Below are 26,130 nucleotides of genomic sequence, written 5' to 3' on the forward strand. Positions count from 1 at the left end.
TTGGAGGTGTGTCTCGTCGGTCCGTAATCGACTACGGGTGACTGACGTTCACTCTGGGAACCGGGAGGTCGTCTCGAATCAATACCGAGCTACGCTCTCGACTTCAGATCCATCGCCTCGGCCAACAACACGTGCGATTCCAGCGCATCTTCGTGCTCGGGCACCGTGTGTTGGATCATCACCTCGTCGACGCCGAGGCGGCCAGCGAGTTCGTCGAGCACGCCCGATATCGTCTCGGGACTCCCTGAGACCGATCGCGGCCACTCGTCGTCGTCGAGCGTCGCCGGCGTCGGGTCGGGGACCTCGCCGAGTTCGTCGATCGCGGCCTCGACGGTCGGCGTCGACCCGCCGAGGTCTCCGCGCTTCATGCGTCGATATATCGCCTCCGCGGGCGCGCGGCGTCGTGCCGCGGCCGCGTCGGTCTCCGCGGCGACGGCGTTGATCGCGAGCATCGCGGTCGGTTCGTCGGGCCCGCCGGGAAGCGCTCCCGGGTCGAACGCCTCGCGGTAGGCCGCGACGGCGCGTTCTGCGAATCCGGGCCGGATGAACCCGGCGAAGCAGTACCGGAGCCCGAGCCGTCCCGCTATCTCGCCGCTCGCTGGACTCGACCCGAGCACCCACGGCACCGGGGGTGACTCGCCGGACCGCGGAACGGAGAGCTCGCCGTACTGGTGGTTCTCGGGGTACGTGTCGTAGAGGTGGCTCACGAGCGCACGGATCCGCTCCTCGTGGTCCTCGTTCGGGTTCTCGACGCGGCGGCTCGTCCCGAGCGCCCGGTCGGCGGCCGGCGAGCCGTTCGCCCGACCGACGCCGACATCGACGCGGCCCGGCGCGAGTCCGTCCAGCGTTCCGAACGCCTCTGCGATCTTAAACGGCCGGTAGTGGTTGAGCAGGACGGCGCCGCTGCCGATCCGGATGGTGTCGGTCGCCGCCGCGAGCCGACCGAGGAGCACCTCGGGGGTGGTTCCCGCCAGCCGTTCGGCTCGGCCGTGGTGTTCGGCGACCCAGAACCGCGTGTACCCGAGTCGTTCCGCCTGCTCGGCGGCCGCGACCGTGTTCGCGAAGGCGTCGGCAGCGGTCCCGTCCGGAGGGACCGGCGAGAGGTCGACGACGGACAGTTCCATGTCCCGAGTCGACGACGGTCGATAGTAAGCGTTGGGTCGACGGTGGGTCGAGGGATCGCTACCGGTGCGTTCGCGGCGGAGCGACTGAGTCGTAGACGGCCGTCGCTACGGGGGCAACGGAGAAACGAAGTACAGAAAAACTGGTGTCGTCAGTTGTCGCCGTTCTTCGACTGCCACGAGTAGCCGCGGCGCTTCGCGGACTTCCCGAAGCCGCAGGAGGAGCAACGCTCCTTTTTGATGTGATAGGACTTCTCGCCGCAGCGGCGGCACTTCACGTGAACCGTCTTGTTCTTTTTCCCCTGAGAGGGCGTTCCGGAGCCGGTCATGCTTTGATGGTGACGACGTTATCGCCGCGTATAATCGTTGTGTCTTCGATTGCGACGGCGAACTCGCCGTCGATGTCGTCGTCGACGCGGTCGTCAACGTCGTCCTCCGGTTCGATGACGACATTCATGTGCTGGTCGTACCCGGATAGGATTCCGTAGTACGTCGTCCCGTCCTTCAGATGTACCGTCACCGGCTCTTCCAGCGACGCTTCGAGCACGTCGAGGGGTCGTCCACTCATTGTATGTACCGCTTCCCGTCGCAGTAATAAAAATACCGGGACGTGAGGCGCGAATCGACCGAGCGAACGCCTCTCACGGGCCGAACCGGCCGTGGACCGCCGTGTCACCGGCCGACTCGACCGCGTACGAACCCCGGTGTTTTTAAGACGGGCACCTGTATCTCGGGATACCACACTCCCGCGGGACACGGTGAGCCGACGTCGGCTCGGCCGTAGCGGGGCCTCAACGACGCGCGGTCGGACGAAGCGCTGACGGCTCCTTGCGGGGTTTCAGTGATGGACGCCGTTCAGGCGTTCGATATACATAAACCATGGAAATCGAAATTGCGACACTCGGCGGTTACGAAGAGGTCGGTCGACAGATGACGGCGGTGCGGGCGGGCGACGACATCGTCATCTTCGACATGGGCCTGAATCTCAGTAAGGTCCTCATCCACGACAACGTGGAGACCGAGAGCATGCACAGCCTCGACCTGATCGACATGGGCGCGATCCCGGACGATCGCGTCATGAGCGAACTGGAGGGCGACGTCCAGGCGATCGTCCCCACCCACGGTCACCTCGACCACATCGCAGGCATTCCGAAGCTCGCCCACCGGTACGACGCGCCGATCGTCGGCTCCCCGTACACGATCGAACTGGTCAAACAGCAGATCGCCGACGAGGGCAAGTTCCAGGTCGACAACGACCTCGTGAAGATGAAGGCGGGCGGCACGATGGCCATCGGCGACTCCGAGCAGGTCGAAATGGAGTTCGTCAACGTCACCCACTCGATCATCGACGCGATCAACCCGGTCCTCCACACCCCCGAGGGCGCCGTCGTCTACGGCCTCGACAAGCGACTGGACCACACGCCCGTCATCGGCGACCCGATCGACATGGACCGCTTCCGCGAGATCGGCCGCCAGGACGAGGGCGTCCTCTGTTACATCGAGGACTGCACGAACGCCGGCCGGAAGGGTCGGACCCCCTCCGAGTCGTACGCGAAGAAACACGTCGAGGACACGCTGACCTCGATGGAAGATTACTCGGGCGGGATCGTCGCCACGACGTTCTCCTCTCACATCGCCCGCGTCAAGACGCTGGTCGAGTACGCCCGCGAGATCGGCCGCCAGCCGGTCCTCCTCGGGCGCTCGATGGAGAAATACTCCGGCACGGCCGAGCGACTCGACTTCGTCGACTTCCAGGGCGACGTCGGCATGTACGGCCACCGGAAGTCCGTCGACCGCGCGTTCAAGCGGATCATGAAGGAGGGGAAGGGGAACTTCCTCCCCATCGTGACGGGCCACCAGGGCGAGCCGCGCGCGATGCTCACCCGCATGGGCCGCGGCGAGACCCCGTACGAAATTGATGACGGCGACAAGGTCGTCTTCAGCGCCAGCGTCATTCCGGAGCCCACCAACGAGGGGCAGCGCTACCAGTCCGAACAGCTCCTCCGGATGCAGGGCGCGCGCCTCTACGACGACATCCACGTCTCCGGCCACCTCCGCGAGGAGGGGCATTACGAGATGCTGCAGGCGCTCCAGCCGCAGCACCTCATCCCGGCCCACCAGACGCTGGAAGGTCGCTCGCCGTACGTGAATCTCGCGAAGTCGCAGGGGTACAAGCTCGGTCGTGACATCCACGTCACGCAGAACGGAAACGTCATCCAACTCGCCGAATGACGAACGAGACGAAGGAGGCGCGGGTGTTGGAAGCCATCCGCGAGCGGCGTGAACTCGTCAACGCTGCTATCGACGAAGAGCTGCCGGTACAACACCCGGAGCGCCTCTACGAGGCGACGCGATACATCCTGGAGGCGGGCGGCAAGCGCCTCCGGCCGACGGTGGCGACGCTCGCCGCCGAGGCCGTCGCGGGCGTCGAGCCGATGGCGGCCGACTTCCGCAAGTTCTCCGCCCTCGACGGGACAGAAGTCGACGTGATGCGCGCGGCGGTCGCCATCGAGGTGATCCAGTCGTTCACTCTGATCCACGACGACATCATGGACGAGGACGAACTCCGCCGCGGCGTCCCCGCCGTCCACGAGAAGTACGACACGTCGACGGCTATCCTCGCCGGCGACACCCTCTACTCGAAGGCGTTCGAGTTCATGGCGGAGACCGGCGCGGCGCCGGCGAACGGTCTGGAGGCGATGCGAATGCTCGCGTCCACCTGTACCGAGATCTGCGAGGGTCAGGCGCTCGACGTCTCCTTCGAGGCCCGCAACGACATCCTTCCGGAGGAGTACCTTGAGATGGTCGAGCTGAAGACGGCCGTTCTGTACGGGGCGTCGGCGGCGACGCCGGCCGTCCTCCTCGGAGCGGACGACGAGGTCGTCGACGCGCTGTACAAGTACGGCATCGACTCGGGGCGAGCGTTCCAGATCCAAGACGACGTGCTCGACCTGACCGTCCCGTCGGAGGAACTCGGCAAACAACGCGGCTCCGACCTCGTCGAGGGGAAGGAGACGCTGATCACGCTTCACGCGCGCCAGGAAGGAGTCGACGTCGACGGACTCGTCGACGCCGACACCCCGGCGGAAGTCACGGAATCGGCCATCGAGGACGCGGTCGCCGCCCTCGAAGCGGCCGGCTCCATCAGATACGCCCGCGAGACCGCCGAAGACCTCACGGCCCGGTCGAAAGAGCACCTCGAACTCCTCCCCGAGAGCGGCTCTCGGAGCCTCCTCGAGGACCTCGCGGACTACCTCATCGTCCGCGGCTACTGAGCCGCCAGCGGGGTCGTCGCCGGCCGCCGATCCGGCGGCGTCGTCCGCAACGGACACCGCTTTATTCCCGGTCCCCCTCCGTTCGTTCGTGTCCCGGTATCGAGACGTTGTCCTGTTCTTCACGCTCGCGTTCCTGTGGGGCGGCTCCTTCGTCGCCATCGAGGTCGGCCTCAACTACTATCCCCCGCTGTTGTACGCCGCCTACCGGTTCGACGTTGCGGCGCTGCTGTTGGTCTCGTACGTCCTCCTGACCGAGGCGGGACCCCTGCCGCGAACCCGCGGCGACGTCGCCGCGATCTGTTTCAGCGGCGGGCTCTCTGTCGCCGCGAACAACTCGCTCCTGTTCGTTGGTCAGCAGTACACGACCGGTGGAATCGCCTCGATCACATACAGCCTCGTTCCCATCGCGACCGCTGCGGTGGCGGCCGCGTGGATCGGCGGCTCCGACCTCGACGCACGCGGCGCGCTCGGTGTGGTGCTCGCATTCGTCGGCGTCGGGCTCGTCGCGCAGCCGGACCCCGCGAACCTCGCCGGCGGCGTGACGATCGGCGTCGGGCTCATCTCGATCGGCGTGATCGCGGTCGCGATCGGCAGCGTCGGGCTTCGGACCGTCGAAACGAGCTTCTCCAGCGTCGCGCTCACTGGTTGGGCGATGCTGTTCGGCGCCTTCCTGATCCACGGGTTCAGCTACGGGCTCGGCGAGTCACAACAGCTCCCGTCGACCGCGCTCCCGGCGATCGGGTCGCTGCTCTTCCTCGGCGTGCTGTCCTCGGCGGTGGCGTACGCCATCTACTTCACGCTGCTCGACCGGCTCGGCGCCTTCGAGATCAACCTCGTCTCGTACGTCGTTCCGGTCGTCGCGACCGTGGCGGGCGCGGTGCTGCTGGCCGAGCCGGTGACGGCGCTGACGGTCGCCGGTTTCGCCGTCATCGTCGTCGGCTTCACGCTGTTGAAACGGCACGCGATTGCCGATGAGGTGCCGCGTATCCTCGCTCGGGTCGGCGGCCTCTTTTAAATATTCGCGCGGTGGCGACGGATCAGTCGTCCAGCGCGGCGATGTCGTCGACGATTTCGACCGCGTGGTCCTCGGGAGACACGCCCTCGTACGCGAGGACGATGGTCCCCTCGTCGTCGAGGACGTACGTGTTGCGGAACACGCCGTCGAAGGTGTTGCCGAACATCTGCTTTTCGCCGTAAGAGTCGTACGCGCTTGCGACCTCGCCGTCGGGATCCGAGAGCAGCGTGAAGGGGAGGTCGTACTTCTCGGCGAATGGCGCCAGATCCTCGACGGGGTCGTCGCTGATGCCGACGACGGCGATGTCGGCCCCCTCGAACGCGTCCCACTCGTCGCGGAAGCTACACGCCTCGGTGGTACACCCCGGTGTATCGGCGCGGGGATAGAAGTACACGACCGTGTGTCGCGCGTCACCGGGATCGACGGTGACGGTCTCACCGTGTTGGTCGGACAGCGTTATCGAGGGTGCGGGATCGCCCGGTTCGAGCATACCTCCCGTCATTTCGGGGGCGTCTTATGGCGTTCGGTCCGGTTCATTTTTATCCGATACAGTCATCGACTCGATACTGATGGTGTGGCAACCGACGCCGTACACGGCCCCGTTGCTCGTGGCGGCGCTCGCATCGTTCTCTTTCGCCGCGTACGCCGCGGCGAACCGGAGACGAGCGGATGGCCACCTCTTCGGCGCCTTCCTCGGCATCGTGCTCGGTAGCGGGGTCTGGTCGCTGGCGTACGCGGCCCAGCTGTCGGCGACCGATCTCGGCACGACGCTGCTGTTGAACCAGTTCGTCTGGGTCGGCATCGGCGTCCTCGCGGTCGCGTGGCCCGCGTTCGTCCTCGGCTACGTCGGTCGGACGTCGTGGCTCCGGCCGCGCCGCTTGGCGCTCCTCTGTCTCGTTCCCGGGGCCGCGGTCTGCGGCGCCCTCCTGTTCGGTCCCGAGCCGTTCTTTTACCGCGCGCCCGCCCTCGCCGACGCCGGCGGCTACCTCGTCATGGCGTACGAACCGACGCCGGCGCTCATCGCCTTCGTAGTCTACTCGTACGTCGTCACCGTCCTGACCGTCACCGTGCTCGGTCGCGCGGCGCTCGATCGCGAGGGGCTGCGTCGACGGCAGGCGATCCTGTTGCTCGTCGCCGGCGCGGCGCCGGTCGCGGCTGGCGCCGTCGGGATGGCCGGCGTGGCCGGATCGCAGTTCGTCGATCTCACGCCCATAACGTTCGCCGCCACCTCGGGCGTGTTCGGCTGGGTCATGCTGCGACACAGAGTTCTCGACATCTCGCCGGTCGCCCGCGACGCCGTCTTCACCAACCTCACCGACGGCGCCGTTGTCGTGGACGCGACCGCCCGGGTCGTCGACGTCAACGAGCCGGCGAAGCGCCTGTTCCCGTCCATCACCGTGGGCAGTGACGTCGCGGACGCGTTCTCGTTCGCCCCGACCGTCGCCGAGGCGGTGGCGGGCGACGACGGGAGCGGGCCGCGAGAGACGGAGTTTCGACTGACCCACGACGAGGACGGGAGCCACCGGTTCCTGACCGTGAGCGTCCACTCTGTCGCCGGCGACGATCACGGGGCGGCGGCGCGCGGCGACACCAACAACGGTACCGTCCTCCTGTTCAGGGACGTCACGGAACGAGAGACACTCGAGCGTCGGTACCGGACGCTCATCGAGAAGTCGCCGAACGTCGTCGCCGTCTGCGGGACGGACGGACTGGTCAGGTACGTGAGCCCGTCGATAGCGCGGCTGCTCGGACACTCGCCCGCCGAGATAGAGGGACGACCGGTCGTCGACCTGGTTCACCCGGACGACACGTTGGACTCACAGCGCGCGCTCGAACGGGCGTTCGAGACGGGCGAGCCGCAGTCGTTCGACCACCGGATCGCGCACGCCGACGGAAACTGGCGCCGGTTCGAGACGACCGTCGAGCGGCTGTTCGACGACACCGACGAGGTCGTTATCACCGCGACCGACGTGACCGAGAGCCGTCGGTACGAGCAGCGGCTCCAAGTGCTCAACCGCGTCCTCAGACACGACCTCAAGAACGACACGAACGTCATCGGCGGGTACGCGGACCTGCTACGCGACCACGTCGACGAGGAGGGCGACGAGTACCTGGATATCATCGACCGGAAGGTCGAGACGCTGACGCACCTCAGCGACCAGGCCCGCGAGATCGACGTCGCGCTCCACAGCGACGCCGAGCAGACGGAGATCGACCTCTCGCGGCTCGTCGATCACCTCTGTGAGTCGCTCGAATCGTCGTTCCCGCACGCGACCGTGACTGTCTCGACGCCCCCGGACGCCCTCGTCTGCGCGGACGAACTGCTCGAGTCCGCGGTCCGAAACGTGCTGGAGAACGCCGTCGTCCACAACGACCGCGACCGACCGGTCGTCGAGGCGACCGTGGCGGCCGGCGACGACGACAGGTACCGGATCGAGATCGCCGACGACGGCCCGGGTATCCCCACGGTCGAGCAGACCGTCTTCACCGAGGCGCGCGAGACGGCGCTGGAGCACGCGAGCGGGCTCGGCCTCTGGCTCGTCCACTGGATCGTCACGGAGTCGGGCGGCGAAATAGACATCCGCACGCCGGAGCCGCGGGGGACAGTGATCACGATGTGGCTGCCGGCGGCCGACGCCGACGGTCGGGAGGGCGCGGCTGAGTCGGGGGAGCCGGAGGACGGCGATGGAGCCGACGGCACGGAACGACCCGAGTCGCCGGGCAGCGAGACGGACGACGCGGAGTCCGGGGCCGCGGGGACGGACGACACGGTTGACGCGGGCGGACCGGAGACTCCGATCGAGGCGGAGACCGGGACGGCGGCGGACGGCCGCGACTGAGGCCGTCGCCCCGTCTCCGCAACCTCTTTGCGGTCGCTGACCAAATCGACGACCATGAGTCACGGTTCCCTGGACGACGACGCGGTCGAGAGCTACCGCGAGGCCGGCGCGGTGCTGGTGGAGGCGATGAACGAGGCCCGCGAGATGGTCGAGCCGGGGCGGACCCACTTGGAGGTCGCGGAGTGGACAGAGGACTTCATCCGCGAGCAGGGGGCCGGTCTCGCGTTCCCCGTCAACATCAGCGTCGATCCGGAGGCGTCGCACGCGACGCCGGCCCGCGACGACGACACCGAGTTCGGCGAGGAGATGGTCTGTCTCGACGTCGGCGTCCACGTCGACGGCTACATTGCGGACGCCGCGGTGACCGTCGACCACACGGGCACGCCCGAACTCGTCGAGGCGGCCGAGATGGCGCTCGAGGCGGCGGTCGACGAGGCCGATCCGGGCGTCGAGGTCGGCGTCGTCGGCGCGGCGATCGAGGACGTGATCCGCGGCTACGGCTACACGCCGGTGCTGAACCTCTCCGGTCACGGCGTCGAGCGGTACGACGCGCACACCGGTCCGACGATTCCGAACCGGGGCGTCGACCGCTCCGTCGAACTGGAGCCGGGTCAGGTGGTCGCCATCGAGCCGTTCGCCACCGACGGCCGCGGAAAGGTCGGTGAGGGCACCGACGAGGAGATCTTCGAGCGACAGGGCACCGGGAGCGTCCGCGACCGCCGCGCGCGGCAAATCTTGGAGGAGATCGAGACGTTCGACGACCTCCCGTTCGCGGCGCGGTGGCTGGAGGGCGACCGCGTCGAGATGGCGCTGCGCCGACTCAAACAGGCGAACGCGGTGAAGGGGTACCCGGTGCTGAAGGAGGCCGACGACGCCTTGGTGAGCCAGGCGGAGCACACGCTGCTCGTCACCGAGGACGGCGTCGAGGTGACGACCGCGGGGATCCACGACTTCGACGACTGATGGACCGGATCTACGCGCCGTGGCGGATCGAGTGGGTCGAGCGCGACTCGGACCCGATCGACGGCTGTCCGTTCTGCGTCCTGCCCGAGCGCGAGGACGCCCGCGAGGCGCGGGTCGTCGCCCGCAGCGAGCACAACTACGTGCTGTTGAACAACGCACCGTACAACCCCGGCCACGCGATGGTGATCCCGTTCGCCCACTGTGAGGACCCGACCGACCTCGGCGACGCCGCCCTCCTCGATCACGCGAGGCTGAAGGGAGCGACGCTGAGGGCCATGCGACGCGACCTCGAACCGGACGGCGTCAACACGGGACAGAACCTCGGCGGGACCGCCGCCGGCGGGTCGATAGACCACCTCCACACCCACGTCGTCCCGCGGTGGGACGGCGACACGAACTTCATGCCCGTTACCGGCGACACGAAGGTAATCGTCGAGGCGGTCGACCGCACCTATGAGCACCTCCACGCCGCCTTCGCGGCCGGCGACGACGTGGTCGATCCGGGCGACGCCGACGACGGCGAGGCGGTTCGGCTCTCGTTCGACGGCGACGGCTCGGTCTGACGCCGACGGAACCCACCGCCGGTGGCAGCACACCTGTTCTTCGTTCCTCCCGTACGCGCTCGTCTGGGGGGATCATCGGTGAGCACGTCTGCGGCGGGCTAGTTTATACTGATGTAAGTAGATGAGCGGAACGTGACTGAGTACGAGTGCGTCCGCTACGAGGTGGAAAACGACGCGGCGATCATCACGTTCGACCGGCCGGAGTCGCTGAACGCGTTCAATACGAGGCTGCTTCAGGAACTGGAACTCGGAATCGATCGAGCGGAACGCACGGACGGAATCCGGGCCATCATCCTCCGGGGCGCTGACGGCGTGTTCTCCGCGGGCAACGACTTCACCGAATCGTTCGACTTCGAGAGCACGGCCGAACGGTTAGAGGCGTTCACTGGCGATCCTCACCGGCGCCCAGGATACATCGGTCACTACGGAGCGGTCTTCCAATCGCCCCTTCCCGTTATCGCCGCCGTCGAAGGATACGCGCTCGCCGCGGCCTGTAACCTGTCCTGTCTCTGTGATATCACGATAGCGGCCGCGGACGCTGAATTCGGGTTTCCAGACGTCCGAATGGGATCGCTGCCCGGAATCCTCGTTCATCCGTACATCGGAGTTGGAATTAAACAGGCCAAGGAGCTGCTGTTTTCCGGGGCGCACGTCAGTGCCGACGAAGCCGAACGGATCGGCCTCGTCAACCGAACGGTGCCGGCCGACGAGCTCTGGGACCGAGTGATGGAGCAGGTCGATCAGATAAAACTGACACCGTCGACGACAGTGACGCTCTCGAAGTACATGCTCAACGACGCGATGCAGCATCTCGGGTATCAGGCGCCGGACGGACGACTCGATCGGTACCTGTGGGGCTTCTCGGCGAACACGACGGCGAAGGAGGAGTTCGGCAGAATCAAGCGGGAATCGGGACTCAAGGCGGCGATCGAATGGATGAACACCGCCGAAAAGCAATGAGTAGCGACTACTCGGACGACGCGTACCGACTCCACGAGCGGGAGTGGTCGAGTTATGAGGATCTGTGTTCGTCCGTCGAGTGGCAGATCCCCGACCGGTTCAACATCGCGACGGCCATCGCCGACCGGTGGGGAGGAACCGACCGACTCGCGCTGCTCGCAACCGACGAGGACGGGGCCGAAGAGCGGTACACGTTCGAGGAACTGGATCGGACAGCTGCGCGGCTGGCGACCGTCCTTGCCGACGACGGCGTCGGCCACGGGGATCGGATCGCGGTGTCGGGGCGACAGCATCCCTCGGTAGCGATCGCGCATCTCGCGGCCTGGAAACGCGGTGCCGTCACCGTCCCGCTGAGCCCGATTCTGGGTGCAGACGCCGTCGAGTACCGTCTTCGGGACACGGACGCGACCGCGGCTGTTGTCGGAGAGCGACTGCTCGAAACGCTCGGCGAGATAGGTTCGCTGCCGGACGCGTGCGACTCGGTGTACGCAATCGATGGTGAGTCCGGTTTCGATGGGGCCCACGCACTGGACGCCCGAATCGGCAGCGCCGCTCCGATTCAGCGGCCGGTCACGACCGCGGCGACCGATCCGGCGAGCGTGTTCTACACGAGCGGGTCGACCGGCGACCCAAAAGGAGTGGTCCTCCCGCACCAGGTCGTGCTCGGGTTGCTCCCGTCGTATCTCACGCTTAAATGCGATCTCGAACTGACGGCGGCGGACCGCTTTTACACGACCTCCGAGTGGTCCTGGATCGCGTTGTACACGACGGTGTTCACCAGTTGGTTCTACGGGGCGTCTGTCGTGGCGTACGATCGGGGCCCCTTCGACGCCGAATCGGCTCTGGACGTCACCGACGCGTACGGAGTGACGTCGCTGTCGGCACCGCCAGCGGCGCTGCGTCGGTTGCGGGACGCCGTCCCAGACGCCGCCGTCGACAGCGTCCGTGTCGTGTTCAGCGGCGGCTCGCTGCTCCGACAGTCGACCGTCGAGTGGGCGCGCCGCGCCTTCGGCCCGGTGTCGGTCCACGTTTCCTACGGGCTGACCGAGGCGGCGTGCGTCTCGGGGAACTGCGAGGCGCTCGGGAAACCGTATCGGTCGGGGACGATCGGCGTTCCCCAGCCGGGACACGAGATCCGACTCGTCGATCCGACTGCGGAGGACTGTGCTCCGGTCCTCGAGGGTGATGCTGGAGAAATCGCGATCCACGCATCGTCCGACCCGGTCTGTATGAGTCGATACTGGAATCGTCCGGGCGAGACGGCGCGCGCGTTTCGCGACGGGTGGCTGCTCACCAACGACTTGGGGAGATGGACCGATGACGGGTACATCGAGTACATCGGCCGAGTGGACGACGTCATCATCAGTGCCGGCTACCGGATGGGGCCTGTAGAGATCGAAGAGAGCCTCGTCTCACACGAGGCCGTCGAGGCGGCCGGCGTCGTCGGAGTCCCCGACTGCGATCTCGACGAGATTCCGATAGCGGCCGTCGTGCTCGCTGATGGGGTGGAGGCCGACGAGGAGTTGAAAATTGCGCTCCAGCGACACGTCAAACAGGCCCTCGCGCTCTACAAATACCCTCATGAGATCGAGTTCGTGGATGAGCTTCCGATGACGTCGACCGGAAAGCTTGCACGGGCCACGCTCCGAAAGGATTTGACCGATGGGGACCGATAGGTTCCGGACCGTCCGACTGTACTGTCCTGCAGCGTCGACGGGAGCTCCCCGCGAAGCGATCCGACCGCGTCCACCGCACGTCGCGACAGTCTCCAACACTGAGCGTTCGAGGCGGGTCAGTACACCAGTTCGCCGGAGACGAACTTCCGAGTGCGCTCGTTCGCCGGATTCTCGAATATCACGTCCGGCGGACCGACTTCTGTGATGCGGTCGTCGAGCAACACCGCGACCCGGTCCGCGACGCGCTCGGCCTGATGCATGTCGTGGGTCGCGACGACGACCCCGATATCCCGCGATCTGGCCTTCGCGATAGCCGCTTCGATGACGGCGGTGTTCCGCGGGTCCAGATCCGAGGTGGGCTCGTCGAGGAGGAGAAGGTCGGGGTCGTACGCCAGCGCACGGGCGAACGACACCCGTTGCGCCTCGCCGCCGGAGAGCGACGCCGCCCGCTGGGTGTCCTTCTCGGAGAGCCCCACCACGTCGAGCGCGTCCCGGACGGCGTCGACGGGCTCGTGCGCGCCGACGAGCGATCGGGCCCCCGATCGGAGCCGCTCTCTCCACGACCGTCGGATGCGGAGTCCGTACTCGACGTTGCGCGCCACCGTGGCGTCGAAGAGACTCGCCTCTTGAAACACCATTCCGACCCGTCGCCGCATGGCGAGTCGAGCCGACTCCTCGGCGGTCCACGCGTCCGTCCCGTCGAGAGCGACGGTGCCGTCGTCGGGTTCGAGCGAGAGCGCGAGCGTCCGGAGCAGGGTCGACTTCCCGACGCCGGAGGGACCGATGGCCGCCACCACCTCGCCGCGGTCGACGTCGAGCGAGAGGTCTCGGAACACCGTCTCGTCCCCGTACGAGTGCGAGACGCCGTCGAGGCGGAGCATCATCGATGCACCCCCTGATCGCCGAGCCGGATCACGACGGCGTTGACCGTCAGCACGAGCGCGACGAGAACGGCGCCGAGTATCATCGCGGTCTCGTACTGCCCCTGTCTGGCTTCGAGTTGGATCGCGGTCGTCAGCGTCCGCGTCTTCGATATCCCGTCCGCGCTCGTGATGTTACCCCCGACGATAAGCACGGAGCCGACCTCGCTGATCGCGCGCCCGAATCCGGCGAGGATCGCGGTCGCGATGCCGTACCGCGCCTCCTTGAGGACGACGAGCGCAACGTCGACGCGCGTCCCGCCGAGTGTGCGGGCGGCGTCGCGGACGCTGTCGTCGACGCCGGTGATCGCCGCGAGGGTGATCGCGGTGATCGGCGGCGTCGCGAGGACGAACTGCGACATGATCATCGCCTGCTTCGTGAAGATGAGGTCGAGTTGCCCGAGCGGCCCCTGATTCGAGACGGCGAACAGGACGATGAGGCCGACGACGACGCTCGGAAACCCCATCCCGGTATTGATCACCGACTTCGCGAACTGCTTGCCCGGGAAGTCGGAAAAGCCCATCACGAGAGCGACCGGGATGCTGAACAGCGTGCTCAGCGCCACCGCCGTGAGGCTCACGTACAGCGAGACGTAGACGATGCTCCAGACGTAGCCGTCTCTGAACGGGAGATCGAGGAGGGCCGACAGCGCCTGTGCGACTGGTTCGAGCGGCACGCTCACCCGTCGGTGGAGTCCCTACTCCAACCTTCCGGAACGTATTGCCCGAACTCGGGGTCCTCGGAGACCGCTTCCGGGAAGAACAGTTGCTCGTCGTTCACTTGGTAGTCGGCGATCGCGCTCTGGGTGTCGGGGCTGGTGATCCAGCCGATGTACGCCATCGCGAGGTCGTAGTTGGCGTCGTCATGGACGCCGGGGTTGACGGCAATGACTCCGTAGGGATTCGCGAGGATCTCCGGGCCGTCCTCGATCGGTCCCTGCACGAGGATCGTCAGATCGATCTCCGAGCGCTGCGAGATGAACGTGCCGCGATCGGAGAGGGTGTACGCTCCCTGCTGATTGGCGAGATTCAGCGCCTCGCCCATCCCCGTCCCGGTCTCCTGATACCAGTCGCCGGCGGGGTCGGTGCCCGCGGCCTCCCAGAGGTTCAGCTCCTTGGTGTGCGTGCCGGAGTTATCACCCCGCGAGACGAACGTCGCCCCCGCATCGGCGATGGCGGTGAGCGCCTCGGTCGCCGAAGACAGGCCCTGAATCCCGGCCGGGTCGCTCTCCGGGCCGACGATCACGAAGTCGTTGAACATCAGGTCGCGGCGGTTGACCCCGTACCCGTTGCGCATGAACTCGTCTTCGAGCCCGCGGGCGTGGACCATCACCACGTCTGAGTCCCCGTTCCGCGCCGACTCCAGAGCCGCGCCCGTCCCCTGCGCGACCGCGTCGACGGTGACCCCGTACATCTCCTCGAAGTCGGTGTGGATCGCGTCGAGCAGTCCCGTGTCGTACGTGCTCGTCGTGGTCGTGAGCGTCAGGGTCTCGCCGGCCACGCCCGGCGCCGCGCCGTCCTCGTTGGTTCCATCCCCGCTGCCACCGACCCCCGCGCACCCGGCGGTGCTGGCGACTGCCCCGGCACCGATCGCCGCGAGAAATCCGCGTCGATGTATCGTCATAGATACACCGGTGCTCCGGACCCACATATAGCTTCTGCCGGGCGGTCGGACGGCACAGAGGGAAAGGGCCAACACCCTCGCGCACGAGGCTCTCGTCATGGACGAGCGCGGGGACCGCGATACCGGTGTCGGGGCGGGACGCGGCCGAGCGGCGCTCATCGAGGGTGACACCGAGTTCGACGAGCGCGACGCCGCGCTCCTGCGGGCGGTCCGCGAGACGGGGTCGGTCGCGGGCGCGGCCGCCGAATTGGGTCGCTCCCGGGCCCGGGCGCTCTCGCGAATCGAGGCGCTCGAAGCGGCGTTCGGCCGGTTGGTCGAGCGACGGCGCGGCGGTTCGGGGGGTGGCGGCAGCCGACTCGCCGACGCCGGCCGCGAACTCCTCGACCGCTACGACCGACTCCAGGCCGCGCTCGCCGCGACGGCGAGCGTGCCCGAGACGGTGCTCGACGGAACGGTCGCGAGCGTCGACGGCGAACTGGCCGACGTCGATACCGCGGTCGGTCCGGTTCGGGGGCTCCACGGCGGAACCGCCGGGACTGACGACGGCCGCGACGGAGTGGCGGTCGGCGACCCGGTGCAGGTCCGGATCGGTGCCGACGCAGTGACGATCCACAGGGACGACGCCGGCGTGGACCCGAACTCGACGAGTGCTCGGAACCGCCTACGCGGCGAGGTGGTCGGAATCGACGCCGGCGAGACCGTTTCCACGGTGCGGGTCACGGTGGACGGGGTGGCGTTTCGAGCGTTAATCACGGCCGAGAGCGCGGCTCGGTTGGAGTTGGCTGAGGATGACGACGTGGCGCTCCGCTGGAAGGCGACCGCAACGCGGGTCGTCGGGCACGTCGCGAGTTCGACCGGGGAGTGAGACGTCTCCGGCCCTCTTTTTGACACAAAACGGTTCAATCACATCAACAAATCCGGGGGCGAAGACGGCCGATAGGTTCGCTTCTATTTGCCCCAGAAGGGGTCGCGCTTCCGCTTGGTGTCAAGGTACGCCGCAAGCGCCTCGCGCTCGTCGGCCGTGATCTCCTCTTTCAGTTCCTGTTCGAGGATCTTCGCGTGCTTCTCGGGGACCTCGGTCCAGAGGGTGTCGCCCTCTTCGATGCCGCGCCCGACGGTCGGACCGTCGATGGCGATGCTCACGCGCTCGCCGGCGCGCGCCTCGTCGACGTCGTCGCCCTGCTTTTGAATCCCGGAGAGCTGTCCGACGCGCTTGAACTCGTTGCCCTCGAACAGCCCGACGTTGCGGTTGTTCTGGAGCGTGCCGGAGATGATCTCGACGCCGACGACGGCGGGGTCGTTCTGCCGGAACGTGTGATCGGGGAGGATACGGAAGCGCGAGGGGCGGACGACCTTGTCGAGCACCGTCTTCTGTTGCGCGCGGTGCTTCTCCTCGACGTACGTCTCGTACTCCTGGATCAGCTGGTAGATCACCTCGTCCGTGAACAGTTTCACGTCGGCGCTCTCCAGTTCGGACTCCGCGTTCGCCAGCAGGTTGACGTTGAAGCCGAGGATCGCCTTGTGTTCGTCCTGGTTCGCGGTCTCGGCCACGGCGATGTCTCGCGGCGCGATGTCGCCGACCTCGGCGCGGAGGATCGGCACCTCCGCCTCGCGGAGCGCGTTCGCCATCGCCTCCAGTGACCCGAGCGTGTCCGCCTTGACGACGACGCCGTCCTCTGCGGTCTCGACCTCTATCTCTGCGAGTTCGGCTTTCACTTCCTCGATCACCTCGGCCTCGGGGCGGTCACGGACGACTCGGACCGGCGCGCCCGCCATCGCTCGGTCGAGGTTCGGCGCGGCGATCTTCACCCCGGCCGCGGCGCCGACCTCGGCCACCTTCTCGAACTTCTTCTCCGTGCGGATCTCCTCGAGAGGGCGCGGCTGCAGGAGCGCCCGGATCTCCGTGACGATAGGCTCGTCCTGTCCGCCGACGACGATCCGGTCGCCGTTCCGGATCACGCCGTCGTACACGACGGTGTCGATGGTCGCGCCGAAGCCCCGCTCGTCTTTGACCTCCAGGACGGTCCCCTCGCCGGGGCCCTGCACGTCGATCTCCATCTCCTCTTTCATGAACCGCTGGGAGAGTCCCATCAGGACGGTGAGAAGGTCGGGGACGCCCTCGCCGGTGAGCGCCGACAGCGGGACGACGCCAATGTTTTTCTGGAAGTCCTGCACGCGCCAGTACATGTCGGCCGAGAAGCCGGCGTCGGAGAGCTGGCCGATGAGCTCGTAGAGGTTCTCGTTTAGCATGGACTCGGCGCGCTCCGACTGCGCCTCTAGGCTCTTCTGGATCGGTTTGCCGTCCTGCGGGTTCCACCCCGGCGTCGTGTCGACCTTGTTGGCCGCGACGACGAACGGCGTCCCGGTGCGCCGGAGGATGTCGATCGCCTCCTCGGTCTGCGGCTGGAACCCGTCGTTGACGTCGACGACGAGCACCGCGATGTCGGCGAGCGCGCCGCCGCGAGCGCGCAGCGTCGAGAAGGAGTGGTGCCCCGGCGTGTCGATGAACAGGAGGCCGGGGAGGTCGAAGTCGGTCGGGTCGATGAGTTCGCCCGCCATGTCGGAAATAGTGTCGAGCGGGATGTCCGTCGCCCCGATGTGTTGGGTGATCGCGCCGGCCTCGCCCTCGCTGACGGCGGAGCCGCGGATCTTGTCGAGCAGGCTCGTCTTGCCGTGGTCGACGTGACCCAGCACGGCGACGATCGGCGTCCGAAGGGTGTCCGCGTTTGTGTGGTCGGTCATGGGTGATCGCCCCGAAAAGGTCGGTTACCCTGTGTTCCGCCGGGGCGTCAGTTAAGCCTTTCAAAATGAGCCCGCTTGCGACGACCCGCCACGGCACCCGTCACGCGCCGGGAGGCCGCAGGGGGCGGCGACCGCTGTCGGCGCCGGCCGTTCCGCGTCTGTGAGCGGTCGGTCGCGCCCCAACAACGTCGGTCGCTCGTCGGACGCCCCCGTGGCGTTTAAGACGGTTGCCCCGGACGGTGGAAACATGGTAGACATCCTCGCGGAGAACCTCTCCGGGAAGGCGGTGATGAGCTCGGACGGCACGGAGCTCGGCGATCTGTACAACATCACGATGAACCTGAAGTCGGGCGAGCTGAACGACCTGCTCGTCAGCCCGCACGAGCATCTGAGTCCGGAGCGATCGGGCTTCGACGTCGACGAAATGGGCCGACTGAAAGTCCCGGTCGGGAAGGTGAAGGCGGTGAAAGACTACATCGTCGTCAATCGCTGATGGAGGTGCTCGACACCTCGGCGTTTATCCACGAGTACACCACTGACGACGACGTGGTCTCGGTGCCCGAAGTGCACGAGGAACTCACCGGCGAAGGGGCACTCCGCTTCGACGCGATGGAGGGCTCCGGGATGACGATTCACGTACCGGCCCCGGAGGTCATCGACAACGTCCGACGCGCCGCTCGGGGCTCGGGCGACGACGCGGAGCTGTCCGACACCGACACGCGGCTGATCGCGACCGCTCTCGAACTGAGCGCGACGCTCGTCACAGACGACTACGCGATGCAGAACGTCGCCGAACGGCTCGACCTGAGCGTCGAACCGATCGCCCGGGACGGGATCACGGAGGAGCGCGAGTGGCGCTTCCAGTGCGTCGGCTGTAACCGCACGTTCGACGAGAACAAGGAGCGGTGTCCGATCTGCGGCAGCGATCTGACGCGGAAGAACCCGGCCTGACCGCCTTCTCCTGAGCGTTTCGGCGCGATCGGTCCGGCCTGAACGACCTCGAGTGACAGCGCTTCGCACGCGACCGATCGATTGAACAGACGCCGCCGAGACCACCGGACATGGACGCCTTCGAGAACCTCTCGCCGGACGAACTCCGAGCGGGGCGGGCGGACGCCATCGACGACGCGGTGGCGACGGCGCTCGCCGCCCACCCCCTCGACGGAGTCGAGACCGAGTTCCCGCACTATCAGGGGTCGGTGGAGGGGCCGGGCGCGCCGCCGCGCCCCGCAGAGCGACACCCCGTCTTCTACGGCTGTTTCGACTGGCACTCGGCGGTCCACAGTCACTGGGCGCTCGTGCGCGCGCTGCGACTCGTCTCGGACAACCCGGACGAGGCCGCGATCACGGACTGCATCGACGCGCGGATGACGCCGGCGAACGTCGCTCGCGAGGTCAACTACGTCGAGGAGAACCCGGGCTTCGAGGAGCCGTACGGCTGGTCGTGGCTGTTACGGCTCGCCGCCGAACTCGATCTGTGGGACGACCCACGCGCCGACGCGTGGCGCGAGACGCTCCGGCCGCTCGAAGACCGAATCCGGCGGAACACCGCGGAGTCGTTCCTGGACATCGACCGACCACAGCGGGTGGGCACCCACGGCAACTCAGCGTTCGCGCTCGCCGGGATTCTCGACTACGCGCGCGTCGTCGCCGACGCCGACCTCGAACGCGAGGCCGCGGCGACGGCACGCCGCCTCTACGCCGACGACACCGCCGCCGTCGTCGGCGCGGAGCCCGTCGGCTGGGACTTCGTCTCGCCAGCGCTGACCGAGGCCGACCTGATGCGCCGGGTGCTCGACCCCGACGCGTTCGCAACGTGGCTCGACGGGTTCCTCCCGGACCTCTCGGCGCCGCCGCACGACGCCCTATTGACTCCCGTCGCGGTCGAGCCCGCGGAGGGCGACGGCGCCGCGATGCACCTCATCGGACTCAACGTCTCCCGCGCGTGGTGTCTCTCCGGGCTGGCGGACGCGCTCGCGGGGCGCGATGGACCGGCAGCGGCCCGGCTTCGCGACCCGCTGGACGCCGCGGCGCGCCGCCACGCCGAGGCGGGCGCCGCCGACGTGCTCACCGACGACTACGCGGGGTCGCACTGGCTCTCCTCGTTCGCGCTGTATCTGCTGAGTCGGACGGAGGACGGCATCGCGCCGGGCGCGGGTTAGTTCGTTCCCTGCGATTCCTGCGCGTCGCCGTCGACGGGGGCGGTCGCGTCGCGGTCGGCGATCCCGAGTGCGTCGTCTGAGAGGTCGCGCCCGTCGAGTCGAGGCACGCGCTCGCGGAGTCGGCCGGCGACGGCCCGAGCCTCGGCGAGTTCGACCTCGGCGACCGCTCGAACCAGCGCGGCGGCGCGCTCGGCGCGGGCGCGCTGCCACGACTCCTCTCGCGACTGGTACGTGCGGATGGCGCGGAGGAACTCGACCTGCGAGAACTCCGGCCAGTACGGCGCACAGAAGTAGACGGCCGCCTCGTTCCCGTTCGCGTGCCACGGCAGAAAGTTGGAGGTGCGCTCGTCACCGCCGGTCCGAACGATGAGGTCGACGTCGCGGACCGGCCGGTCGTAGAGCCGGTCCTCGACCGTCTCGACGTCGACCTCGGCCGGGTCGAGGTCCCCCGCGGCGACGTCGGCCGCGATCGTCCGGGCGGCGTCGAGCAGTTCCGTCCGACCACCGTACGCGAGGGCGACGTTCAGCGTGAAGCGGTCGTTGTCGGCGGTGCGACTCTCGGCGTAGTCGACCGCCTCGCGGACCCGAGGGGGGAGCCGAGCGACGTCACCGATCGCGCGGACCCGGACGCCCTGTTCGTGGACGCGGTCGGCGTCGGCGAACTCCCTGAGTTTGCGCTCCAACAGGTCGAACAGCGGCGACAGTTCCTCGTCGGGTCGGTTGAAGTTCTCCGTCGAGAAGGCGTACAGCGTCAACTCGGCGACGCCGAGGTCCGCACACCAGTCGAGCACGCGCTCGGTGGTGTCGGCACCCGCGCGGTGGCCGTCGGGGGCGTCATCACCGCGTTTGCGGGCGTACCGGCGGTTTCCGTCTTGGATGATCGCGACGTGGGCCGGCACGTCCTCGATCTCGCGGCGAAGATGGCGGCGATAGGCGCGGCCGCTGAGATCGCGGAGCCGATCCAACATATGTTTCAACTGACTAGTCCGGGGGATATATATTTGTATCCTCCGATCCCACAATCGTGTCCGATGGACGCCGCCTACGTGTTCGCCGTCGCGTTCCGGCTCGATCCGAAGGGCGCGACGGCCGACCCCGCCCGATTCGAGACGACGATGGAGATTCCCGCGAGCGATCCCGGCGACGACGGGTGGCTGTTCTTCCGCGACCGGCTCTGGCGCGGCCAGATCGGCGACGAGCCCTCGTTCCTCTCCCTCGCGAGCGAGCGGCTCGGCGTCGCAGTCACGGAGGCGTCGTTCCGCGAACTCCGAACCGACCGGGAGCATCTGGACGCGCTGCGAACCCAGATCGCCGCGGATCTCGGTCGGTTCAACGCCGATTCGGTCGACGAGGTGCTGCACAAGTACCTCGGCTCGTCGGTCCACGTCCGGGAGCCGTAACGCCCCGACGAGACCGCCGCAGAGCCGAATGTCGCCGGGCGTTCCCCACAATGCACTTATAAACAGAGCGTCTACTGATCCCCCCATGGCCGTCGCCGACTACGATTTCCACCTGTTCGACCTCGACGGCACTCTCGTCGACGCGGAGTGGTCGTACACCCGGGCGGTGTTCGACCGCGTCGGCGACCGACTCGGGCGACGGTTCTCCGACCGCGAGGCGTACGTCCTCTGGCACGGGTTGGGCGGCGCTCGCGGCGGCACCCTCCGCGAACTCGGCGTCGACCCGGACGCGTTCTGGCCGGCGTTCCACGCGGTCGAAGATCCGATCGCCCGCGCGGAGGCGACGTATCTCCACGAAGACGCCGCCCGGCTGTTGGACCACGTCGACGACGCGGGCGGGCCGACCGGCCTCGTCACGCACTGTCAGCGCTTCCTCGCCGAGCCCGTTCTGGATCGAGTGGACCTCGACGGTCGGTTCGACGCGGTGGTCTGCTGTACCGACGAGACGGGCTGGAAACCGGACCCCGAACCGATCGAACTGGCGATGCGCGAGCTCGGCGTCGACCCGCGCGCCGACCGGGGGTACTACGTCGGCGACGGCGAGAGCGATGTGGGCGCGGCGTGGAACGCCGGCGTCGACGCGGTCCACGTCGAGCGCGTCGGCCACGAGGACCGCGGTCGGTGCGTGCTCGGAGACCGTCGCGTGGGCCGGCTCGACGAACTGCTGACGGGCGGGTGAGTCGCCGGGAGGCTCGCCCGGACCGAAACGGTCGTGAGTCGGCGCGCGCTAGCCGACCCCATGACGAAGTGGTTCCACAGCGGCCGCCGGCGCGACCTGTGCGCGCTGCTGTACGACGCCGGCGAGCTGCGGGCGCAGTCGCTGAAGAACCGGCTGGAGTCGCACTACGACGAGCACATCGATCCCGGCTCCTTCTACGCGACGCTGCGGTCGCTCGTGGAGTCGGGCTTTCTCGACCGTCGAACGGAGGGCATCGCGAACGTGTACGCGCTCACCGACGCCGGGGAGCGCGCGCTCCTCGATCACCACGAGTGGCTCTCCGAACTCGTCGGGGAACCGACGCCGAGCGATGGATCCGACCTCAAGGATTAACAACATCGCCCGCTTGAGTTATTATATGACGGTCGTCAGCGTTTCAATGCCGGAGGAGTTGCTCGATCGGCTCGACGGGTTCGCCGACGAACACGGCTACACCGGTCGCAGCGAGGTCGTTCGAGAGGCCTCGCGGAACCTCCTCGGGGAGTTCGAAGACGCGACGCTCGAAGACAGAGAGCTGATGGCGGTGGTGACGGTGCTGTTCGACTACGAGACCACCAGCGTCGAAGAGCGAATGATGCGGCTCCGCCACGAGCACGAGGGACTGGTTGCCTCCAACTTCCACAACCACGTCGGCTCCCGCTACTGCATGGAGCTGTTCGTGCTGGAGGGGCGACTGGAGGATATCTCGGCGTTCGTCGGGAAGATCCGGGCGACGAAGGACACGCTCACCGTGGATTACAGCGTGACTCCGGTCGACGAGTTCGGGGGCGGTGCAGTCGACGAGGCGATCCCCAGCGAGGGTGGCCACGGACACGGACACGGCGGGGGCGGACACGGACACAGCGAAGAGTAACCCGCGAATCGCGAGCGCGAGTCAGCCGTCGAGGACGACCCCGACGAGCGGGACCGCGACTCCGACGACGTAGCCGGCAAGGTGTGCGAACACGTTGCTGCCGAACGGGACGACCACCAGCGACCCGATCACTCCGGCGACAGCGACGCTCGCGGCGGTGACGTACAGCAGTTCCCGCTCGGGCGAGAGGTCGAGGCCGACTATCCGCGGGCGGCCGGCGCCCGCGTAGAGGCCGGCCGCGACGAGGGCCGCACAGAGCGCGAACAGCGAGCCGACCGCCGGTAACGACGGGAAGTACCCGACGCCGCTCGGCGCGAGGTACGCGAGCGCGAGCGATCCCAGCACGACCACGACCGACCAGCGGGCGTCGACGCCGACCGCCGGGCCGGCGGGGCCGTTTCGACGGCCCGTGTCGGGCGCGTCGCCCCCGCCCGCTTCCGTCGCCAGCGCGGCGAACCAGACGACGATCAGGTAGCCGAGGAGCGCGCTGTTCACGTCCGAGAAGCCGGCGGTCGGCGCGTTCGTCAGGCCGCCGAGCGCAACGATGGTCGCCCATGACGATGCGAGCGGGACGACGGCGAGGTAGACGACAGCAGTCCCGAGCAGCCGTCGCCGCCAACCCGCGACGAGCGAGAGCGGGTATGCGACCGCGACGAGCAGCCAGTAGTTGACGATGTTGTCGATGAGATGCGCCGGGCTGGCGTGGACGAAACTCGACGCGAACGCGGTCCAGAGCGCCCACCGGCTCTCGAAGACGCCGCCCGTCGCGAGCGAGAGCCGCCACGCGTCGGTCCCCGGCGTGAGGCTCACGGAGACGAGCAGCGCCGGCAACGGGACGGCGATCAGAAAGAGGTCTCGGGGGTGCGACCGAACGCCGGCCCGGACGGCGGCGAGGAGCCCGCGAATAGTCGGCGGGTCTGAGCCCGGGCCGGGGTCGCTCGACGCCTCACCGCCGCCGCGGGAGTCGCCCTCGGTGCTCATCGCTCAGGGGGTCGCCGGTCGCACCGTCTCCAGCGCGGCCGCGAAGTCGTCGCTCGTGATCGCCACCTCGTCGGCGTGGTCGTTCGCGGCCGCACCGTGCTCGTCGGTGACGCGCTCGATGGCGATGAGGGCGGCTTCTCGGCACAGCGCGGCGATTTCGGCGCCCGAGTACCCCTCGGTCTCGTCAGCGAGGCGCTCCAGGTCGACCCCGTCCACGAGGGGTTTGTCGCGAGTGTGTACGTCGAATATCTTCCGGCGGGCGTCGCGGTCGGGTTCGGGCACCTCGATGTGGGTTTCCAGCCGCCCCGGTCGGAGGAGCGCGGGGTCGAGCGCGTTCCGCCGGTTCGTCGCCGCGAGCACGACGAGATTCGGGTTGTCGCTGGCGCGGTCCAGTTCGGTGAGTAGCTGCGAGACGACGCGCTCGCCGACGCCCGAGCCGTCCCCGCCGGCGCCGTCGCGGTCGGCCGCGATGGCGTCGATCTCGTCGAAGAAGACGATCACGGGCGCCGCCTGCCTCGCGCGGTCGAACAGGTCTCGGACCGCCTTCTCCGACTCGCCCACGTAGCGGTCGAGCAGTTCGGGCCCGGCGACCTGGATGAAATTGACGCCGCTCTCGCCGGCGATGGCGCGCGCGAGCAGGGTCTTCCCGGTTCCCGGCGGCCCGTGCAGCAGGACGCCGGTCGGCGGGTCGGCGTCGGCGGCGTCGAACAGCGGCCCGTACGTCAGCGGCCACGTGACGGCCCGTTCGAGTTTCGCTTTTGCCTCGGGCAGCCCGCCCACGTCCGCGAAGTCGGTGGCGGGCTGTTCGGCGACGTACTCCCGCATCGCGCTCGGCTCGACGTTCGCGTGGGCGGCCTCGAAGTCGGCCTTCGAGACGGTCACGTCGTCGAGCGCCCGGGCGTCCGACTCACGGGCGCGCCGGAGCGCCGTCATCGCCGCTTCCTGAGTGAGCCCCTCGATGTCGGCACCCACGAACCCGTGGGTTCGGCCCGCGATGCGGTCGAGGTCCACGTCGCTCGCGAGGGGCATCCGGCGCGTGTGAACGTCGAGGATCTGGCGGCGACCGCTCTCGCCGGGGACGCCGATTTCGATCTCACGGTCGAACCGGCCGCCGCGACGGAGCGCGGGGTCGAGGGTGTCGACCCGGTTCGTCGCACCGATGACGATCACGTCGCCCCGGGCGTCGAGCCCGTCCATCAGCGACAGAAGCTGTCCGACGACGCGGTTTTCCACGTCACCGCCGTCGTCTCGCTTCCCGGCGATCGAATCGATCTCGTCGAAGAAGATGATCGCGGGTGCGGCCTCGCTCGCGCGGTCGAACACGTCGCGCAGACGCTCCTCCGACTCGCCCTTGTACTTCGACATGATCTCCGGACCGTCGACGGTGATGAACTCGGCGTCAACCTCGTTGGCGACGGCGCGGGCGATCAGCGTCTTCCCCGTACCCGGCGGCCCGTGGAGCAGGACCCCCTTCGGCGGGTCGATGCCGAGCCGAGTGAACACCTCCGGCTCAGAGAGGGGGAGCTCGATCGTCTCGCGCACCAGCTCCAGTTCCTCGTCTAACCCGCCGATGTCCTCGTACGTCGCGCCCGCGGTGTGATCCGCGGGCGGCGCGGTGCCGTCGCCGGTGGCGGGACCGCTCCCCGTCGAGCGCGCGGGGTCGCCCGACCCGCCGGTCAGCTGGTCGCTCCGGGAATCTCGGTCGGCGCCGCCCCGGTTCTTAGCTCGGTCCGGTGCGTCGTCCCCACCGTCCCCGTACTGCACGGAGACATCGGTTCGGTTCGTCACGCGCACGGTTCCTACAGGCGCCGTCTCGGCGACGACGAACCGGAGGCCGCCGAGTCGCTCGACGTGGACCGCCTCGCCCTCGGTGACGGGACGGTCGCGGAGGTCGCGGGCGAGCGCGCGCTCGACCACCTCTCTGCTCACGTCGACGTCGGCGAGGCGCGCGGGCGCGGCGAGGACGACGCGGTCGGCATCCTCGACGGTGACGGGCGCGACGGTGACGACGTCGCCGACCTTCACGCCGGCGTTCGCGCGGGTGTCCGCGTCGATGAGCACGGAGTCCTCGCGCGCCTCGGCGCCGCCGGGCCACACCTTCGCGACGGCGACGCGGTCGCCGCGTATCTCGACAGTGTCGCCGCTGAGGAGGCCCAGTCGCTTCCGGGCCGACTCGGGGAGTCTGGCGATGCCCCGGCCGGCGTCCCGCTTCTCGGCGGCACGCACCGTGAGCCGGAGCCCTGCGGAGTCGTTCATA

Annotated in this window: 27 protein-coding genes; 16 read left to right on the plus strand and 11 right to left on the minus strand. The window is 68.1% G+C overall.

Annotation, left to right across the window (positions count from 1 at the left end):
- Positions 1 to 89: 89 nt before the first annotated feature.
- The 3 genes from ACNS84_RS13985 to ACNS84_RS13995 all read right to left on the minus strand — a co-directional run bounded on the left by ACNS84_RS13985 (position 90) and on the right by ACNS84_RS13995 (position 1,689).
- The gene (locus ACNS84_RS13985; RefSeq protein ID WP_435075472.1) at positions 90 to 1,124 is read right to left on the minus strand and encodes an MsnO8 family LLM class oxidoreductase; all 1,035 of its coding nucleotides are present in this window, start codon (positions 1,122 to 1,124) and stop codon (positions 90 to 92) included.
- A gap of 149 nt (positions 1,125 to 1,273) precedes the next feature.
- On the minus strand, positions 1,274 to 1,450 hold the full coding sequence (locus ACNS84_RS13990; RefSeq protein ID WP_435075473.1) for a 50S ribosomal protein L37e: 177 nt from the start codon (positions 1,448 to 1,450) through the stop codon (positions 1,274 to 1,276).
- Positions 1,447 to 1,689, minus strand: coding sequence for an LSM domain-containing protein (locus ACNS84_RS13995; RefSeq protein WP_435075474.1), 243 nt, complete (start codon positions 1,687 to 1,689; stop codon positions 1,447 to 1,449). Before ACNS84_RS13995 ends, ACNS84_RS13990 begins: the two co-directional genes overlap by 4 nt.
- Before the next feature lie 311 nt (positions 1,690 to 2,000).
- On the opposite strand from ACNS84_RS13995, the gene ACNS84_RS14000 reads away from it, so the two are divergent.
- The 3 genes from ACNS84_RS14000 to ACNS84_RS14010 all read left to right on the plus strand — a co-directional run bounded on the left by ACNS84_RS14000 (position 2,001) and on the right by ACNS84_RS14010 (position 5,411).
- On the plus strand, positions 2,001 to 3,353 hold the full coding sequence (locus ACNS84_RS14000; RefSeq protein ID WP_435075475.1) for an RNase J family beta-CASP ribonuclease: 1,353 nt from the start codon (positions 2,001 to 2,003) through the stop codon (positions 3,351 to 3,353).
- Entirely contained in the window at positions 3,350 to 4,396 is a 1,047-nt protein-coding gene (idsA3, locus tag ACNS84_RS14005) for a geranylfarnesyl diphosphate synthase (RefSeq protein WP_435075476.1), read from the plus strand. Before ACNS84_RS14000 ends, idsA3 begins: the two co-directional genes overlap by 4 nt.
- Before the next feature lie 88 nt (positions 4,397 to 4,484).
- Positions 4,485 to 5,411 (plus strand): DMT family transporter, encoded by a 927-nt coding sequence (locus tag ACNS84_RS14010; RefSeq protein ID WP_435075477.1) that lies wholly within the window; start codon positions 4,485 to 4,487, stop codon positions 5,409 to 5,411.
- A 22-nt stretch (positions 5,412 to 5,433) separates the two neighbouring features.
- On the opposite strand, the gene bcp is transcribed toward ACNS84_RS14010, so the two are convergent.
- Positions 5,434 to 5,901 carry a thioredoxin-dependent thiol peroxidase gene (bcp, locus tag ACNS84_RS14015; RefSeq protein ID WP_435075478.1) on the minus strand — a complete coding sequence of 156 codons (468 nt, stop codon included), beginning with the start codon at positions 5,899 to 5,901 and terminating at the stop codon, positions 5,434 to 5,436.
- 79 nt (positions 5,902 to 5,980) lie between these two features.
- Between bcp and ACNS84_RS14020 the strand changes: the two genes are divergently transcribed.
- The 5 genes from ACNS84_RS14020 (at position 5,981) to ACNS84_RS14040 (ending at position 12,413) form a co-directional block, all read left to right on the plus strand.
- On the plus strand, positions 5,981 to 8,251 hold the full coding sequence (locus tag ACNS84_RS14020) for a histidine kinase N-terminal 7TM domain-containing protein (protein WP_435075479.1): 2,271 nt from the start codon (positions 5,981 to 5,983) through the stop codon (positions 8,249 to 8,251).
- 54 nt (positions 8,252 to 8,305) lie between these two features.
- Complete coding sequence (gene map, locus ACNS84_RS14025; protein ID WP_435075480.1) at positions 8,306 to 9,214, plus strand: type II methionyl aminopeptidase; 909 nt, start codon at positions 8,306 to 8,308, stop codon at positions 9,212 to 9,214.
- Complete coding sequence (locus ACNS84_RS14030) at positions 9,214 to 9,777, plus strand: HIT family protein (protein WP_435075481.1); 564 nt, start codon at positions 9,214 to 9,216, stop codon at positions 9,775 to 9,777. The genes map and ACNS84_RS14030 overlap by 1 nt, the downstream gene beginning before the upstream one ends.
- A gap of 132 nt (positions 9,778 to 9,909) precedes the next feature.
- Positions 9,910 to 10,737 (plus strand): enoyl-CoA hydratase/isomerase family protein, encoded by an 828-nt coding sequence (locus ACNS84_RS14035; protein ID WP_435075482.1) that lies wholly within the window; start codon positions 9,910 to 9,912, stop codon positions 10,735 to 10,737.
- Positions 10,734 to 12,413, plus strand: coding sequence for an acetate--CoA ligase (locus ACNS84_RS14040; RefSeq protein WP_435075483.1), 1,680 nt, complete (start codon positions 10,734 to 10,736; stop codon positions 12,411 to 12,413). Before ACNS84_RS14035 ends, ACNS84_RS14040 begins: the two co-directional genes overlap by 4 nt.
- A gap of 116 nt (positions 12,414 to 12,529) precedes the next feature.
- Here ACNS84_RS14040 and ACNS84_RS14045 read toward each other — a convergent pair whose 3' ends face one another.
- From ACNS84_RS14045 to ACNS84_RS14055, 3 genes are read right to left on the minus strand one after another with little or no spacing between them, the layout of a single operon-like run.
- Positions 12,530 to 13,294: an amino acid ABC transporter ATP-binding protein gene (locus ACNS84_RS14045; RefSeq protein WP_435075607.1), complete on the minus strand. Its 765-nt coding sequence runs from the start codon at positions 13,292 to 13,294 to the stop codon at positions 12,530 to 12,532.
- The gene (locus ACNS84_RS14050) at positions 13,294 to 14,010 is read right to left on the minus strand and encodes an ABC transporter permease (RefSeq protein WP_435075484.1); all 717 of its coding nucleotides are present in this window, start codon (positions 14,008 to 14,010) and stop codon (positions 13,294 to 13,296) included. The genes ACNS84_RS14045 and ACNS84_RS14050 overlap by 1 nt, the downstream gene beginning before the upstream one ends.
- A gap of 2 nt (positions 14,011 to 14,012) precedes the next feature.
- Positions 14,013 to 14,957: an ABC transporter substrate-binding protein gene (locus tag ACNS84_RS14055; RefSeq protein ID WP_435075485.1), complete on the minus strand. Its 945-nt coding sequence runs from the start codon at positions 14,955 to 14,957 to the stop codon at positions 14,013 to 14,015.
- A 97-nt stretch (positions 14,958 to 15,054) separates the two neighbouring features.
- On the opposite strand from ACNS84_RS14055, the gene ACNS84_RS14060 reads away from it, so the two are divergent.
- A complete protein-coding gene (locus ACNS84_RS14060) occupies positions 15,055 to 15,822 on the plus strand; it encodes a TOBE domain-containing protein (RefSeq protein ID WP_435075486.1) in 768 nt (255 codons plus the stop codon).
- 83 nt (positions 15,823 to 15,905) lie between these two features.
- Here ACNS84_RS14060 and infB read toward each other — a convergent pair whose 3' ends face one another.
- Positions 15,906 to 17,699 carry a translation initiation factor IF-2 gene (gene infB / locus ACNS84_RS14065; protein WP_435075487.1) on the minus strand — a complete coding sequence of 598 codons (1,794 nt, stop codon included), beginning with the start codon at positions 17,697 to 17,699 and terminating at the stop codon, positions 15,906 to 15,908.
- A gap of 247 nt (positions 17,700 to 17,946) precedes the next feature.
- On the opposite strand from infB, the gene ACNS84_RS14070 reads away from it, so the two are divergent.
- The 3 genes from ACNS84_RS14070 (at position 17,947) to ACNS84_RS14080 (ending at position 19,861) form a co-directional block, all read left to right on the plus strand.
- Positions 17,947 to 18,192: a PRC-barrel domain-containing protein gene (locus tag ACNS84_RS14070; RefSeq protein WP_435075488.1), complete on the plus strand. Its 246-nt coding sequence runs from the start codon at positions 17,947 to 17,949 to the stop codon at positions 18,190 to 18,192.
- Positions 18,192 to 18,650 carry an NOB1 family endonuclease gene (locus ACNS84_RS14075; RefSeq protein WP_435075489.1) on the plus strand — a complete coding sequence of 153 codons (459 nt, stop codon included), beginning with the start codon at positions 18,192 to 18,194 and terminating at the stop codon, positions 18,648 to 18,650. The genes ACNS84_RS14070 and ACNS84_RS14075 overlap by 1 nt, the downstream gene beginning before the upstream one ends.
- A 110-nt stretch (positions 18,651 to 18,760) precedes the next feature.
- A complete protein-coding gene (locus ACNS84_RS14080) occupies positions 18,761 to 19,861 on the plus strand; it encodes a DUF2891 domain-containing protein (RefSeq protein WP_435075490.1) in 1,101 nt (366 codons plus the stop codon).
- Here the strand turns inward: ACNS84_RS14080 and uppS are convergent.
- Positions 19,858 to 20,829: a polyprenyl diphosphate synthase gene (gene uppS, locus ACNS84_RS14085; RefSeq protein ID WP_435075491.1), complete on the minus strand. Its 972-nt coding sequence runs from the start codon at positions 20,827 to 20,829 to the stop codon at positions 19,858 to 19,860. The two genes, ACNS84_RS14080 and uppS, sit on opposite strands and share 4 nt — an antisense overlap.
- A gap of 63 nt (positions 20,830 to 20,892) precedes the next feature.
- Here uppS and lwrS point away from each other — a divergent pair, with 63 nt between their 5' ends.
- From lwrS to ACNS84_RS14105, 4 genes are all read left to right on the plus strand, one after another.
- Positions 20,893 to 21,261 (plus strand): LWR-salt protein, encoded by a 369-nt coding sequence (gene lwrS, locus ACNS84_RS14090; protein WP_435075492.1) that lies wholly within the window; start codon positions 20,893 to 20,895, stop codon positions 21,259 to 21,261.
- A gap of 85 nt (positions 21,262 to 21,346) precedes the next feature.
- A complete protein-coding gene (locus ACNS84_RS14095; RefSeq protein WP_435075493.1) occupies positions 21,347 to 22,000 on the plus strand; it encodes an HAD family hydrolase in 654 nt (217 codons plus the stop codon).
- Positions 22,001 to 22,060: 60 nt separating this feature from the next.
- Positions 22,061 to 22,372, plus strand: a complete 312-nt coding sequence (locus ACNS84_RS14100) for a PadR family transcriptional regulator (RefSeq protein WP_435075494.1) — start codon at positions 22,061 to 22,063, stop codon at positions 22,370 to 22,372.
- Between the two features lie 25 nt (positions 22,373 to 22,397).
- Entirely contained in the window at positions 22,398 to 22,892 is a 495-nt protein-coding gene (locus tag ACNS84_RS14105) for a CopG family ribbon-helix-helix protein (RefSeq protein ID WP_435075495.1), read from the plus strand.
- Between the two features lie 21 nt (positions 22,893 to 22,913).
- Here the strand turns inward: ACNS84_RS14105 and ACNS84_RS14110 are convergent, their stop codons facing one another.
- Both ACNS84_RS14110 and ACNS84_RS14115 read right to left on the minus strand, forming a co-directional pair.
- Positions 22,914 to 23,873, minus strand: a complete 960-nt coding sequence (locus tag ACNS84_RS14110; RefSeq protein WP_435075496.1) for a rhomboid family intramembrane serine protease — start codon at positions 23,871 to 23,873, stop codon at positions 22,914 to 22,916.
- Positions 23,874 to 23,876: 3 nt separating this feature from the next.
- Complete coding sequence (locus ACNS84_RS14115; protein WP_435075497.1) at positions 23,877 to 26,129, minus strand: AAA family ATPase; 2,253 nt, start codon at positions 26,127 to 26,129, stop codon at positions 23,877 to 23,879.
- Position 26,130: the final 1 nt, after the last annotated feature.

The organism is Halorubrum wangae (assembly GCF_051194135.1).
In the GTDB taxonomy this organism is placed as follows: domain Archaea; phylum Halobacteriota; class Halobacteria; order Halobacteriales; family Haloferacaceae; genus Halorubrum.